Annotated in this window: 10 protein-coding genes and 1 tRNA gene; 6 read left to right on the top strand and 5 right to left on the bottom strand. The window is 66.7% G+C overall.

All coding sequences use genetic code 11. The features are described from left to right. Window position 1 precedes the first annotated feature (1 nt). The 3 genes from AC1RPL_RS01245 to AC1RPL_RS01235 all read right to left on the bottom strand — a co-directional run bounded on the left by AC1RPL_RS01245 (window position 2) and on the right by AC1RPL_RS01235 (window position 2,111). Window positions 2-78, bottom strand: a tRNA-Asp gene (locus tag AC1RPL_RS01245). A gap of 46 nt (window positions 79-124) precedes the next feature. After that, entirely contained in the window at window positions 125-1,231 is a 1,107-nt protein-coding gene (locus AC1RPL_RS01240) for an AI-2E family transporter (protein ID WP_493069061.1), read from the bottom strand. Between the two features lie 187 nt (window positions 1,232-1,418). Beyond that, a complete protein-coding gene (locus tag AC1RPL_RS01235; protein WP_493067440.1) occupies window positions 1,419-2,111 on the bottom strand; it encodes a hypothetical protein in 693 nt (230 codons plus the stop codon). Between the two features lie 80 nt (window positions 2,112-2,191). Here AC1RPL_RS01235 and AC1RPL_RS01230 point away from each other — a divergent pair, with 80 nt between their 5' ends. Continuing rightward, entirely contained in the window at window positions 2,192-3,658 is a 1,467-nt protein-coding gene (locus AC1RPL_RS01230) for a glycerol kinase (RefSeq protein ID WP_493067439.1), read from the top strand. On the opposite strand, the gene AC1RPL_RS01225 is transcribed toward AC1RPL_RS01230, so the two are convergent. Together AC1RPL_RS01225 and AC1RPL_RS01220 are read right to left on the bottom strand one after the other, a co-directional pair. Then, window positions 3,655-4,791: a threonine aldolase family protein gene (locus AC1RPL_RS01225; protein WP_493067438.1), complete on the bottom strand. Its 1,137-nt coding sequence runs from the start codon at window positions 4,789-4,791 to the stop codon at window positions 3,655-3,657. The two genes, AC1RPL_RS01230 and AC1RPL_RS01225, sit on opposite strands and share 4 nt — an antisense overlap. 63 nt (window positions 4,792-4,854) lie before the next feature. Beyond that, complete coding sequence (locus AC1RPL_RS01220) at window positions 4,855-6,558, bottom strand: class I adenylate-forming enzyme family protein (protein WP_493069060.1); 1,704 nt, start codon at window positions 6,556-6,558, stop codon at window positions 4,855-4,857. A 217-nt stretch (window positions 6,559-6,775) separates the two neighbouring features. On the opposite strand from AC1RPL_RS01220, the gene AC1RPL_RS01215 reads away from it, so the two are divergent. The 5 genes from AC1RPL_RS01215 to AC1RPL_RS01195 all read left to right on the top strand — a co-directional run bounded on the left by AC1RPL_RS01215 (window position 6,776) and on the right by AC1RPL_RS01195 (window position 13,666). After that, a complete protein-coding gene (locus AC1RPL_RS01215) occupies window positions 6,776-7,999 on the top strand; it encodes a serine hydrolase domain-containing protein (RefSeq protein ID WP_493067437.1) in 1,224 nt (407 codons plus the stop codon). 133 nt (window positions 8,000-8,132) lie between these two features. Then, window positions 8,133-10,157: a 3-hydroxyacyl-CoA dehydrogenase NAD-binding domain-containing protein gene (locus AC1RPL_RS01210; RefSeq protein ID WP_493067436.1), complete on the top strand. Its 2,025-nt coding sequence runs from the start codon at window positions 8,133-8,135 to the stop codon at window positions 10,155-10,157. Window positions 10,158-10,281: 124 nt separating this feature from the next. Then, on the top strand, window positions 10,282-11,439 hold the full coding sequence (locus AC1RPL_RS01205; RefSeq protein WP_493067435.1) for an acyl-CoA dehydrogenase family protein: 1,158 nt from the start codon (window positions 10,282-10,284) through the stop codon (window positions 11,437-11,439). A 97-nt stretch (window positions 11,440-11,536) separates the two neighbouring features. Then, window positions 11,537-12,655, top strand: a complete 1,119-nt coding sequence (locus AC1RPL_RS01200) for an acyl-CoA dehydrogenase family protein (protein ID WP_493067434.1) — start codon at window positions 11,537-11,539, stop codon at window positions 12,653-12,655. A gap of 123 nt (window positions 12,656-12,778) precedes the next feature. After that, window positions 12,779-13,666, top strand: a complete 888-nt coding sequence (locus AC1RPL_RS01195) for an acyl-CoA thioesterase (RefSeq protein ID WP_493067433.1) — start codon at window positions 12,779-12,781, stop codon at window positions 13,664-13,666. Window positions 13,667-13,678: the final 12 nt, after the last annotated feature.

The following is a 13,678-nucleotide window of genomic DNA, read 5'->3' as shown; positions in this document are numbered from 1 at the left end:
TTGGCGCGAGTGACGGGGCTCGAACCCGCGACCTCCGGCGTGACAGGCCGGCGCTCTAACCAACTGAGCTACACCCGCTCTCTCGAAGCGAGGAGGCGGGCACTAGACGCGGGTTTCGGGGGTGTCAACCGGATTGGTCGCGACTTTTTCGCCGCAGCGGCCGATTATCCACAGGATCGCTCACCAAGGTGCCGTGTTCGAACAGAAAACCCGCGATGTCGGGCTTGCCGGCGGCGTTCACAACGGTCTGGATGATGATCAGCAGCGGCACCGCGAGCAGCGCGCCGGTGGTGCCCCACACCCAGCCCCAGAAGCTCAGCGAGATCAGGATCATGATCGGGCTGATCGTCAGCCGGTGCCCGACGATCAGCGGCGTCACGACATTCGCTTCGACCAGGTGGCAGGCGATCAGCACGATCGGCGGCACGAACGCCCAGCCCAGGTCGGAGAAGGTCATCAGCCCGCCCATGGCGAGCAGCAGCGCGGCGAACACCGGCCCGAAATAGGGAATGTAGTTGAGCAAGGTGACGATGCCGCCCCACATCAGCGGCGTCGGCATGCCGATAGCCCAGAGCACGCCCGCGACGATCAGCCCCAGGGTCAGGTTGATCAGCGTGATCGTGCCCAGATAGGCCGAGGTATCGTCCACCACGTCCTGGATCACCCGCGCGGTCGCCATCGCGCCGCCGAAGCTCGCCCGGCTGGTGATCGCGTTGCGTCGCAGCCGCGTCCAGCCCGAGAGGAAGAAATAGATGACGAGAATGGCGAAGAACATCTCGACCAGCGCCGACGGCGCCGAGGTGGCGAAAAGGTCGATCAGCGAGCGCGGCGGCGTCGCAGCCATCACTTCGGGCTGCTTCATCGGCGCCGAGGCGAAGTTCATCACCGTCTTGTTCACGAAGCTGTCGAGATTCGCGTAGAACTCGATCAACGGCTTCAGATTCTCCTGGATCTGCGGAATCTTGGCCGGAAGATCGCGGATCCACTGCCAGGCCGGCACGACGATCGATGCCAGCGCGACATTCGCCGCGACAAGGAACAGCAGCACGCAGATGAACGCGGCGATCGGCGCGGGCATGCGGCGACGCTCAAGCCATTCGAGCAGCGGCACCAGCGCGATCGCGATCACCAGCGCGGTGGTCAGCGGCAGGAAGAACACCGCCCCGGCTTGCAGCGCGAAGGGCAGTGCGAGCAGCAGCCCGATGCCGGCGATCAGCGTCATCGCCGCCATCAGCCGGTCGCGCTTCTGGATATCGCCGATGTTCTCCTGCGCCGTGGGTCCGGGCGACGGCGCCCCGGCGACAGCGACGGGCAGTTTCTCCCCCTCGAGTTCGCCGCCGATAGTACCGCTCTTGTCGATCACGTCTGCCCTTCCCTCGCTGATGCCACCCTAGGCCGCGCGAATCGCCGGGGCAACGTCATATGGATTTAGGCGGCGGGCCGAGCATCGGTTCGTAGTCATCGACATCCCCGAGCGCCGCCTTCCATCGCGCATTGTCGATCAGGGTCGTCCGTCCAACCTTCAGGTCTGCGCAGCCGGGCAAGGCGCGCAATGCGAGCTTCACTCCCGCGGCCAACTCGTTGGGAAGCCAAGGGTTGAGCATGATCCGCGTAACCCAGGCCCGCTCGATCGGCACGTGATGTACAATGGTGTCGGGATCGTCGCCTTCGTAGATCAGGCGGAACTCGCGCTCGTCACGAAACCCGTATCGCTTGAGGAACGGCAGGTCCTCCAGCGCCAGCGACCGCATCTTGCGCAGCTTGTCGAGCGAAACATAGGCCATGTCGCGCCAATAATATCGGTCGTCGCCGAGCAGCCCCGTCAGCAGCGCCCGCTTGTCGATTTCGATGCAGACCCCTTCGTTGTTCGCCGCGAAAACCTGCCAGTGATGATAGGTCTCCGGCGATTGCGTGAAACAGGCCGCGAACAGCCGTGCCGCGCGCCCATGCCGAAGGTGCCGCTGTCGCGCATATTCCTCAAGGAAGGCGACGTCGTTGGTATCCTTCCATGTCGAAGGGCTCAGCAGCGCGAGCCGCTCATGGACGAGCATGTCGATCGCTGCGGCCAGGGTGGTGAAGCGCTTGAGCGTGTTCGCGGGCGTTGCGGTCATGCGCCATGCATAGCGTCATTCGCGCGCCACCGCAGCCACGCGGGCGTTGCGCATTATCGGAGACCCGCTAGCCTCCCGCCATGGGCGAAAACATCCTGGTCCTCGACGAGGGCACGACATCCACCCGCGCGATGCTGTTCGCACCTACGGGCAAGTGCTTGGGCAGCCACAGCGCCGAACTCACCCAGCATTATCCGGGTCCCGGCCTGGTCGAGCATGACGCCAACGAAATCTGGAAGCGCACGCTGGAGTGCGCGATGGCGATGGTGCGCGAGGCCGGCGGGCCTGAGCATATCGCCGCGATCGGCATCACCAACCAGCGCGAGACGATCGTCTTCTGGGACAAGACCACCGGCGAACCGCTCGCTCCCGCCATCGTCTGGCAGGACCGCCGCAGCGCTGCCATGTGCCGCGCCTGGCGCGATGCGGGCGAGGAGCCGGGCGTCCAGGCGCGTACCGGCCTGCTGCTCGACCCCTATTTCTCGGGCACCAAGATCGCGTGGGCCATGCAGCATTGGCCGCAGCTCAAGGGCGTCGGCGACCGGCTGGCGATCGGCACGATCGAGAGCTGGCTGGTGTGGAAGCTCACCGGCGGCCTCCATATCACCGACGCGACCAACGCCTCGCGCACGCTCCTGATGGGCCTGGGCTCGGGCGGCTGGAGCGACGGGCTGCTCGAAACGTTCTCCGCGCCCCGCGATGCGCTCCCCGAGATCGTCGACTGCGCCGGCCAATTCGGCACCACCAAGCTTTTCGGCGGCGATATCCCGATCTGCGGATTGGCTGGCGATCAGCAGGCCGCGACGATCGGCCAGGCCTGCCTGACACGCGGCGACACCAAGGCGACCTTCGGCACCGGCGCCTTCGTCCTCACCAACGCCGGCACCGCCCCGCCCTCCTCCAGGAACCGCCTGCTCGCTACGGTGCTCTGGCAGCTGAACGGCCGGCGCACCTATGCCATCGAAGGCTCGGTGTTCGTCGCCGGCAGCCTGGTCCAGTGGCTGCGCGACGCGGTCCAGCTGATCGGAAATGCGCAGGAGACCGAAGCCCTGGCCCGCTCGGTGAAGGACAATGGCGGCGTCTACCTCGTCCCCGCCTTGTCCGGCCTGGGCGCGCCCTGGTGGGAGCCCGACGCGCGCGCCGCGATTTCGGGTATCAGCTTTTCCGCCACCCGCGCCCATATCGTCCGCGCCGCGCTGGAGGCGATGGCGCACCAGAGCCACGACCTGAAGACCGCCTTCGCCGCCGACGGCGCGGACTGGTCGCGCCTGCGGGTGGACGGCGGCATGGTCACCAACGACTGGATCGCCCAGGACCTGGCCGACATCCTGGCGATCCCGGTCGACCGCCCGGACTTCGCCGAGACGACCGCGCTGGGCGCCGCGATGCTGGCGGGCATCGGCTGCGGCATGTTCAAGGGGCTGGAAGACGCCGCGGCGATGCGCGGCGCGGGGCGCACCTTCGAGCCGAAGCTGGAGGAAGATCAGCGCAAGGCGCGGCTCGCCGGCTGGCGGCAAGCCGTCCTCTCCGTCGTCACCCCAGGCTAACCCAGGAACAGCTTCACATATTCCTCCACGGGCCGGCGCAGGAGCGTCTCGTTGACGAAAAACGGGACGGCTCCCTTCTCCCACCGCCCGATCCGCACCCCCGCGATCCGCCCGCGCTCGAACGCGGCCTCGGCCAGCGCCTGCGGCATCTCCAGCCGGTAGATGTTCGAAGCGTCCGGATTGGCCCGGCGCTTCACCCTGCCGCTGCGTTCCAGCGTGGCGAACAGCGTCTCCGCGGCGCCATGCGCCTTGGCGATGCTCTCGGGGAAGCGCTGCAACCCGTCGAGTGCGAACAATGCAGGCGCCCAGCACTGATAGATCAGCCCGCCATAAAGGTGCCGCCACTCGCGCGCCTTGGCGATCGTCGCCGCCGGCCCGGCCAGCACCGCGCCGAACGGCGCGCCGAGATATTTGTAGAGCGAAACATAGACCGTCTCGAACGGCGCGACATAGGCCTTGCGGTCGAGCGAGGGCGGCGCGAGCAACAGCCGCGCGGCATCGAGATGCATCCGTGTGCCATGCGCGGCAGCCAATGCGGCGATCTCGCCGATGCGCGCCTGCGGGATCAACCCGCCCTCGAGCCGCCGCACCGGGCTCTCCAGCGAGATCGCGCCGACCTTCAGCGCATAGGGGCCCTTCTCCGCCGCATCGAACGCCGCGATCAGCTCCTCCTGCGCCGGCGTGACCCGACCCGCCGCCAGCGGCACCAGGTTGATGCCCGCCATACGCTGCGCCATGTTGCTCTCGTCGCGGTAGAGATGGCTGTCATATTGGCAGAGCGCATGCGGCGCATCGGCGCACAGCACGCGCAACGCGACATTGTTGGCGAGCGTGCCCGTCGGGAAGAAGGCGCAGGCTTCCTTGCCGAGATAAGCCGCAAACGCCTCCTCCAGCGCTTCGACCGCACCGCCGTTCAGATAGCCGTCGCGAACCGTCCCCTTGCCGGCCAGCTCCGCCAGTCGGGCAGACATCGCGGCGGGATCGGGCGGCGCGGAATCGCCGACCAGCCATACGCTGCGGGCATCGACCGGCGGGAAGGACGGCGCGGACTGCCACCGTGCCGCCCGGGCCATTTGCGGCACGGACAAAGCGGCGACAGCGGCCCCAAGGAATGCGCGGCGATTGGAATACATCCGAAGTCTCCCTCAGATGCCGATCCTAGCGCACCGCACCCCGTCGGCCAGCGCAATTGTGACTCAGGCGGCCGCCTCTCCGACGAACAGCGCGCGCAGGTCCTTCTTCAGGATCTTGCCATTGGCATTCCTCGGCAGCGTGTCGCCCACGAAGCGGACCTGCACCGGCACCTTGAACCCGGCGAGCCGCGCGCGGACGAAGTCCTGCAACTCCGCCTCGGTCGCGCTGGTGCCGCGCGCCATATGGACCACCGCCACCGGTTCCTCCCCCAGCGTCCGGTGCGGCACGCCGATCAGCGCGGCGTCGGTCACGCCGGGGAAGGCGTAGAGCACGTCCTCGACTTCGCTCGAATAGATGTTCTCGCCACCGCGGATGATGATGTCCTTGGCCCGATCGACGATGTAGAGGAATCCCTCTTCATCGAGCTTCGCGAGGTCGCCGGTGCGCACCCAGCCATCGACAAAGGTCTCCGCCGTCGCCTCCGGCTTGTTCCAATAGCCCTTAACGATCATCGGCCCGCTGGCCCACAGCTCGCCGACTTCGCCAACGGGAAGTTCGCGGTCGCCCTCGACCGTCATGATCTTGAGATCCGCCACCGCCACCGGCTGGCCCGCGCTGGTCGGGCGCGTGAGGTAATCCTCGCCGCTATGCTGGGTCACCGTCGCCATCGTCTCGGTCATCCCCCAGCCATTGCCGGGCAGCGCGCCGAATTCCTCATAGATGCGCTTGACCAGCTCGGGTGCGGAAGGCGCGCCGCCATAGGAGATCGCCTCCAGGCTGGAGAGGTCATATTGGTCGCGCGCCGGATGCTCGAGCAGCTGCCAGGCGATCGTCGGCACGCCGCCGGTGAAGGTCACCTTCTCGTCCTGGATCACCGCCATCGCCTTTTCGGCGTCCCAGCGGCGCATGAACACTACCGTCTGCCCAGTCGCGATGCCCCCCATCAGCGCCGCGCTGCACGCCGTGACGTGGAACAGCGGGATGACGAGCAGCCCCACCTTGTGCGGGATCACCGCCGGCGGCATCTCGCCCCGGCGCAGCATTGCCCGCGCCGCGCTGTAGCCGCTCGACAATATGTTGGTGCAGATGTTGCGGTGCGTGCCGATCGCCCCCTTGGGATTGCCGGTGGTGCCGCTGGTATAGAAGATCGTCGCATCGTCCTCGGGACCCACCGCCACTTGCGGGAAGGGAATGTCGGGCAGGCTCGCCCAGTCGTGCCGCGTGCCGATCAGCACTTCGAGCCGGCTGACCTTGCCGCCCAGTTCCTCGCTGCTGCGGCTCACCACCACGCGCTCCAGATCGGGCAGCTGGTCGTAGCAGTCCTTCAGCCGCGCATGCCGCTCGGCATCGACGAACAGCACCTTCGCGCCGGAGTCCTTCATGCCGTACTCGAGCTCGCCGCCGGTCCACCAGGCATTGAGCGGCACGATGATCGCGCCCAGGCTCACCGCGGCGAAGAAGATAGTCGGCCATTCGGGCAGGTTGCGCATCGCCAGCGCGACGCGGTCGCCCTTCGCCACCCCCATCTCGCTGAGCCGCTGGGCGAGATGGCACACCGCCCGGTAATTGGCCTCATAGGTGACGCGCTCGTCCTCATAGATGGTGAAGACGCGGTCGCCATAGAGCCGGGCCAGCTGCTGGAGCACGCCGAGCGTCGGCGGCGCGTTCTTCCACACCCGCGTCGGCACGCCGCGGATCTCCAGTTCGTCCATCTCGAAGCGCCCGCCTGGCGCGGTCAGCGCGCCCTTCACTTGCGCCAGCGACATTGCGGGCCAATTGGGGTCGAGCGGCACGATCGGTTCGGGGGCCAAGGCGATTCTCTCCGGCTTATGTGCGTTATGTTTCTAGAATGTTGGGTTTGGCATCGGATGCCGTACCGTAAACAACGTTAGTGTTGATTCATCGCGCGCTCAAGGCAATAGGGGAAGCACGTCCGCACGAAGACGCGAGTCACCGGTTTCGAATGAGAGGTATGCCAGCCGCATGAAACTTGCCAAGCCCGAAACGCAGGGTTTCGACGCGGCCCGCCTGGCCAGGATCGATCCGTATCTGAAGGCCCGCTATCTCGACTCGGGCAAGCTCCCGCACGCTCAGCTGCTCATCGCGCGAAACGGCGAGATCGTGCATTTCTCGAGCCAGGGTGCAGCCCGCGACGGCGGCGCGCCGATCGACGAGGGCACGATCTTCCGCATCGCCTCGATGACGAAGCCGGTCACCAGCCTCGCCTTCATGATGTTGCTCGAAGAGGGGTTGGTCGGCCTCGACACGCCCGTCCACCACGTCCTGCCCGAGCTCAAGAACCTCGGCGTGTTCAAGGCCGGCGGCGGTGGCGTGCCCTATCAGACCACGCCCACCGAAGAGCCGCTGCGGATGATCGATCTGCTGCGCCACACCTCGGGCTTCACCTACAGCTTCCAGAACCGCACCAACATCGATGCCGCCTATCGGGCCGGCAAGATCGAGGACTGGCACGGCAATCTCGATCTAAACGGTTTCATCGCCGCGCTCGGCGAGATCCCGCTGGAATTCTCGCCCGGCACCGAATGGAACTACTCGGTCTCCACCGACGTCCTCGGCGCAGTGGTCGAGCGCGTCTCGGGCATGAAGCTCGGCGATTTCTTCGAGCAGCGCATCTTCGCCCCGCTCGGCATGGACGACACCGGCTTCGTGGTCCCCGCCGACAAGACCGATCGCCTCGCCGATTGCTGGGCGCTGGCGCCGGGCAAGGGCCGCGTGATGTACGATCGCGGCGCCGACAGCCTTTGGTCGAAGGAACCCCGCCTCGTCTCCGGCGGCGGCGGTCTCGTCTCCACCACGCTCGACTACAACCGCTTCAACAACTTCTTCCTGAACAAGGGCGAGCTGGGCGGCACCCGCCTGGTCAGCCGCAAGACGATCGAGCTGATGACGGTCAATCACCTGCCGGGCGGTTCGGACCTCAACACCATGTCCAAGTCGCTGTTCAGCGAGACCACCAACGCCGGCACCGGCTTCGGCCTGGGCTTCGCGATCACCATGGACCCGGCCAAGGCAATGATCCCCGGCTCGGTGGGCGAATATTATTGGGGCGGGATGTTCTCGACCTCGTTCTTCATCGATCCCGTCGAGCAGATCTCGATGGTCTTCATGACGCAATTCTCGCCGTCCATGCTCTACCCGATCCGGCGTGAGCTGAAGACGCTGATCTATTCGGCCCTGAATGACTGAAACTGATGACTGAATCCCGCCCCTTCCCCGTCATCCCGGCGAAAGCCGGGACCCAGGGTCACAGGGGCATCGTATTGCAACTCTGGTTCCCGGCTTTCGCCGGAATGACGAAATAAGAAGCTCGGAGAAGAAAATGTCCGTAATCACCACCACCCGCCAGGGCGACGTCCTGATCCTCACTTCGGACAATCCGCCGGTGAACGCGCTCGGCGCCGCAGTCCGCCAGGGCCTGCAGGCCGGCATCGAGGAAGCGAAGAACGACGACAGCATCAAGGCGGTCGTCATCACCTGCGCGGGCAAGACCTTCTTCGCCGGCGCGGACATCACCGAGTTCGGCAAGCCGATGCAGGAGCCTTCGCTTCCCGTGCTGGTCGACCAGATCGAGGCGCTCGACAAGCCGGTGATCGCCGCGGTCCACGGCACCGCGCTCGGCGGCGGCTGCGAAGTCGCCCTCGCCTCACATTACCGCATCGCGGTGCCTTCGGCGAAGTTCGGCCTGCCCGAAGTCAAGCTCGGCATCCTGCCCGGCGCCGGCGGCACCCAGCGCATGCCACGCGTCGCGGGCGTCGAAGTCGCGCTCAAAATGGCGACCAAGGGTGATCCCATTTCCGCCGAGCAGGCCAAGGCAGCCGGCCTGGTCGATCGACTCGCGACCGAGGGCAACCTCCTCGCCGACGCCGTCGCCTTCGCGAACGAAGTGATCGGCAAGCCGGTCTCGCGCTCGAGCGAGCGGCCGGTCACCGTCGATCCCGCCGTGTTCGAGGCTTTCCGCAAGGCCAACGCCAAGCGCTTCCGCGGCATGGACGCCCCCAACACGATCGTCGACCTGATCGAACAGACCGCCGGCAAGCCCTATGCCGAAGGCGTCCAGGCCGAGCGCATGGGCTTCATGAAGCTGATCATGGGCACGCAGTCCGCGGCGCTGCGCCACATCTTCTTCGCCGAGCGCAAGGCCGCCAAGATCGACGGCATCGCCGACGACATCGCGCTGCGCGACATCAAGCGCGTCGGCGTGATCGGCGCCGGCACGATGGGCGGCGGCATCTCGATGAACTTCCTTTCGGCCGGCGTGCCGGTGACCATCGTCGAGATGGCGCAGGACGCGCTCGACCGCGGCACCGGCGTGATCCGCAAGAATTACGAGGCGACCGCCGCCAAGGGTCGCATGACCGCCGAACAGGTCGAAGGCGCGATGGGCCTGCTCAAGCCGACCCTCAATTTCGACGATCTCGCCGAGTGCGACCTTATCATCGAGGCCGTCTATGAGAACATGGACGTGAAGAAGGACATCTTCGGCAAGCTCGACAAGATCGCCAAGCCGGGCGCGATCCTGGCGTCCAACACGTCGTACCTCAACATCGACGAGATCGCCGCCGTCACGAGCCGCCCGCAGGACGTGCTGGGCCTGCACTTCTTCTCGCCGGCCAACATCATGAAGCTGCTCGAGATCGTCCGCGGCGCCAAGACCGCCGACGACGTGCTCGCCACGGCGATGGCGATCTCGAAGAAGATCAAGAAAGTTGCCGTCATCGCCGGCGTCACCTATGGCTTCATCGGCAACCGCATGCTGATGCCGCGCCAGGTCGAGGCCAACAAGATGCTGCTCGAAGGCGCCACGCCCGAGCAGATCGACAAGGTCCATGTCGCGTTCGGCATGCCGATGGGCCCGTTCCAGATGGCCGATCTTGCCGGCGTCGACATCGGCTGGCACCGCGACCCGAACCGGATCGAGAACATCCGCGACGCGCTCGCTGCCGAGGGCCGCTGGGGCCAGAAGAAGAGCGCCGGCTTCTACGATTATGATGAGAAGCGCACCCCCTCGAACAGCCCGCGCGTCGCCGAGCTGATCGCCGAGTGGCGCGAGAAGCTGAACGTCCCTGCGCACGAGATCACCGAAGAGGAGATCGTCGTCCGCACGCTCTACACCATGGTCAATGAAGGCGCGCTGATCCTCGCCGAGAAGATGGCCCAGCGCGCCTCGGACATCGATGTGGTGTGGGTGTACGGCTATGGCTGGCCTCCGTACCGCGGCGGCCCGATGTTCTGGGCCGATACCGAGGGTCTCAAGAAGATCGTTGAGGGCCTGGAGAAGTTCGGCTTCGAAGTCGCGCCCCTGCTCCGCGAAAAGGCGGAAAAGGGCGAGAAGTTCAACAAGTAGGCAACCTATTCCCTCTCCCCTCCGGGGAGAGGGTCGGGGAGAGGGGAAGTGCGACGCACTCTCCCCTCCTGCCCCTCTCCCAACCCTCTCCCCGGAGGGGAGAGGGTTAGAAGGAAAAAATAAGATGGCAGAGGATCTGGATACCTTCCGCGCCGAAACCCGCGCCTGGCTGGAGGCAAATTGCCCGCCGGAAATGCGCACCGCGCCCAAGTCGGAAAAGGAAACCACTTGGGGCGGCCGCAACCCGGAATATGCGCATCCGGACCAGAAGCTCTGGCTCGATCGCATGGCGTCGCGCGGCTGGACCGTGCCCGATTGGCCCAGCGCCTATGGCGGCGGCGGGCTCTCGCCGGCCGAGACCAAGATCCTCCGCGAGGAGCTGAAGCGCATCAACGCGCGCAATCCGCTCAACAGCTTCGGCATCTCGATGCTCGGCCCGGCGCTGCTGAAGTACGGCACCGAGGAGCAGAAGCTCGACCATCTGCCCAAGATCGCCCGGGGCGAGATCCGCTGGTGCCAGGGCTATAGCGAGCCCAATGCCGGCTCCGACCTCGCCGGGCTGCAGACCAGCGCCGAGGACAAGGGCGACCATTTCCTGGTCAACGGGCAGAAGGTGTGGACCAGCTACGCCGACAAGGCCGACTGGATCTTCTGCCTCGTCCGCACCGACAAGACCGTCAAGCAGGCCGGCATCAGCTTCCTGCTGTTCGACATGGCCTCGCCCGGCGTCTCGACCAAGCCGATCCTGTTGATCAGCGGCAACTCGCCCTTTTGCGAGACCTTCTTCGACAATGTCGAGGTGCCCAAGGCGAACCTGCTCGGCACGCTCAACAAGGGCTGGGACGTCGCCAAATATCTGCTCGGCCATGAGCGCGAGATGATCTCGGGCTTCGGCCTGGGCGGTGGCGGCAAGGACCCGCTGGTCGAGGCCGCGCGCAAGGGCGTCGATCCGATCCTGCGCGCCCAGATCGCGCTGTTCCAGGTCCGCTCCCGGGCCTTCGCTGCGATGTCCGAGAAGTTCATCGACGAACTCAAGGCCGGCCAGGCGCACCCCGCCCAGCCCTCGATGATGAAGTACTACGGCACCGAGCTGAACAAGACCCGCCACGAGCTCCAGATGACCGCCGGCGGCAGCGACGCGCTCGAATGGGAAAGCGAGGACAGCGCCCACGGCGCCGCGCCCCGCGCCTGGCTGCGCACCAAGGCGAACTCGATCGAGGGCGGCACCAGCGAGATCCAGCTGAACATCATCGCCAAGCGGATCTTGGATTTGCCTTCGTAGCCGTCATCCCCGCGAAGGCGGGGATCCAGAGCCACGAACGGCTCGCTCGGTTACCCTGGATTCCCGCCTTTCGCGGGGATGACGAAAGAGAAGCAAGATGCCCCTCTACCTCAACGACGACCAGACCATGCTCCGCGACACCGCGAAGGACTTCGTCGCCTCGGAAGCCCCGGTCGCCCATATGCGCGCACTGCGTGACGCGAACGACGCCACCGGCTTCTCGCGCCCGCTGTGGAAGCAGTTCGCCGAGATGGGCTTCACCGGCATCTTGATCCCCGAGGCCGACGGCGGCCTCGGCCTCGGCCATGTCGAAGCGGGCGTGGTGCTCGAGGAGATCGGCCGCAACCTCTCGCCCTCCCCCTTCCTCGCCACCGCCGTCGCCGCGGTGGAGGCGCTGAAGGGCACCGCTGCCGCCCAGCTCTGGTATCCCGGCATTCTCACCGGCGAGACCGTCGCCGCGCTTGCGATCGACGAGAGCGCGAAACACAACGGCAAGATCGAGATGCGGGCCGAGCGCGCCGGCAACGGCTTCCGCCTCACCGGCGCCAAGCGGTTCGTCACGCACGGCCATGTCGCCGACCTGCTGCTCGTCGCCGCCAGGACCGACAATGGCACCACGCTCTTCGCCGTCCCCGGCGACGCGTCCGGCCTCACCGCCACGCCCGAACGCCTCGCTGACTCTTCCATCGCCGCGCGCCTCCAGCTCGACGGCGTCGAAGTCGATGCCGATGCGGTGATCGGCGAAGTCGATCAGGGCGATGGCCCCCTCGCCCGCCTGCTCGCCGCGGGCCGCACCGGCGCTTCGGCCGAGATGGTCGGCGTCGGCGGCGGCGCGATGGACATGACCGTCTCCTATCTGCGCGAACGCAAGCAGTTCGGCGTCGCGATCGGCAGCTTCCAGGCGCTCCAGCACCGCGCCGCGCACCTCTACAGCGAGCTGGAAGTCGCCCGCGCCGCCGTCCTCAAGGCGCAGCAGCTGCTCGATGCCGGCCCAGAACACCTAAGCGTCGCGGCGGAAGCCGTCGCGGTCGCCAAGGCGATGACCGGCCTTGCCACCACCCTCGCGGTGCAGGAAGGTGTCCAGATGCATGGCGGCATCGGCATGACCGACGAGTACGACATCGGCTTCTTCATGAAGCGCGCCCGCGTCCTCGCCGAGATGTTCGGCGACACCAACTTCCACGCCAATGCGCTGGCCGAGGCGGCTGGGTATTGATGACGAACGGCGCCAGCCTCCTGTCCGTCACTCCGGCGAAAGCCGGGGCCCAGGGTTACTCTGCCGTGTCGCCTGTGACCCTGGGTCCCAGCTTTCGCCGGGATGACGGAGGGGAGCGCGCGCATGACTGAAGAACGCGCCACCGACCCCGCCGACCTTGTCGGTCAGCTCGCAACGCTGCTCGACGTCGAGCGCATCGATACCGACCTCTATCGCGGCCCCCGCCAGCCGGGCGGGGTCGGCCGCGTGTTCGGCGGGCAGGTGATCGCCCAGGCGCTCCAGGCGGCGCAGCGCTCGATCGAGGACGACAAGGCGGCGCACTCGCTCCACGCCTATTTCATGCGGCCGGGCGACGAGAACCACCCGATCATCTACCGCGTCGTCCGCGATTTCGACGGGCGCAGCTTCGCCAATCGCCGGGTCATCGCGATGCAGGGCGGCAAGCCGATCCTCAACATGACCGCGAGCTTCCAGGCGCCGGCGGAGGGACTCCACCACCAGTTCGACATGCCCGACGTGCCCGGCCCCGACGAGCTACAGTCCGAGCGCGACCTGCGCGAGGCGATCCGCGACGAAGTGCCGGAGAAATTCCGCCGCTTCTTCCTGCGCGCCCGACCGATCGAGATCCGCCCGGTAAACCCGCGCAACTGGTTCAAGCCGGTCAAGTCGGAGCCCGTCCAGAGCAGCTGGTTCCGCGTCGTCGCGCCCCTGCCCGACGATCCCGCGCTCCACCGCGCGATGCTCACCTACGCCACCGACATGACCCTGCTCGGCACCTGCACGCTCCCGCACGGCGTCAGCTGGATGAACGGCGGCGTTCAGACCGCCAGCCTCGACCACGCCGTCTGGCTGCACGAGCCGTTCCGCTTCGACGAATGGCTGCTCTACACCACCGACAGCCCCTGGGCCGGCCATTCGCGTGGCTTCAACCGCGGCCGCATCTACGCCCAGGACGGCCGTCTCGTCGCCAGCGTCGCCCAGGAAGGGCTGGTAAGGCTGCGTGAGGAATAGCTAAGAGCGGCG

It is taken from the genome of Sphingomonas sp. GW821-FHT12D09 (assembly GCF_058807215.1).
The sequence above is the reverse complement of the archived record's forward strand: the minus strand, read 5'-3'. Positions and strand labels throughout refer to the sequence as shown.

What these genes read in the sequence shown, in the direction of transcription:
- AC1RPL_RS01230 (WP_493067439.1), top strand. Translation starts at nt 2,192, where the DNA reads ATGGGCGAAAACATCCTGGTCCTCGACGAGGGCACGACATCCACCCGC.
- AC1RPL_RS01205 (WP_493067435.1), top strand. Translation starts at nt 10,282, where the DNA reads ATGGCAGAGGATCTGGATACCTTCCGCGCCGAAACCCGCGCCTGGCTG.
- AC1RPL_RS01240 (WP_493069061.1), bottom strand. Translation starts at nt 1,231, where the DNA reads ATGGCGGCGATGACGCTGATCGCCGGCATCGGGCTGCTGCTCGCACTG.
- AC1RPL_RS01220 (WP_493069060.1), bottom strand. Translation starts at nt 6,558, where the DNA reads ATGTCGCTGGCGCAAGTGAAGGGCGCGCTGACCGCGCCAGGCGGGCGC.
- AC1RPL_RS01215 (WP_493067437.1), top strand. Translation starts at nt 6,776, where the DNA reads ATGAAACTTGCCAAGCCCGAAACGCAGGGTTTCGACGCGGCCCGCCTG.
- AC1RPL_RS01235 (WP_493067440.1), bottom strand. Translation starts at nt 2,111, where the DNA reads ATGACCGCAACGCCCGCGAACACGCTCAAGCGCTTCACCACCCTGGCC.
- AC1RPL_RS01225 (WP_493067438.1), bottom strand. Translation starts at nt 4,791, where the DNA reads ATGTATTCCAATCGCCGCGCATTCCTTGGGGCCGCTGTCGCCGCTTTG.
- AC1RPL_RS01210 (WP_493067436.1), top strand. Translation starts at nt 8,133, where the DNA reads ATGTCCGTAATCACCACCACCCGCCAGGGCGACGTCCTGATCCTCACT.
- AC1RPL_RS01200 (WP_493067434.1), top strand. Translation starts at nt 11,537, where the DNA reads ATGCCCCTCTACCTCAACGACGACCAGACCATGCTCCGCGACACCGCG.
- AC1RPL_RS01195 (WP_493067433.1), top strand. Translation starts at nt 12,779, where the DNA reads ATGACTGAAGAACGCGCCACCGACCCCGCCGACCTTGTCGGTCAGCTC.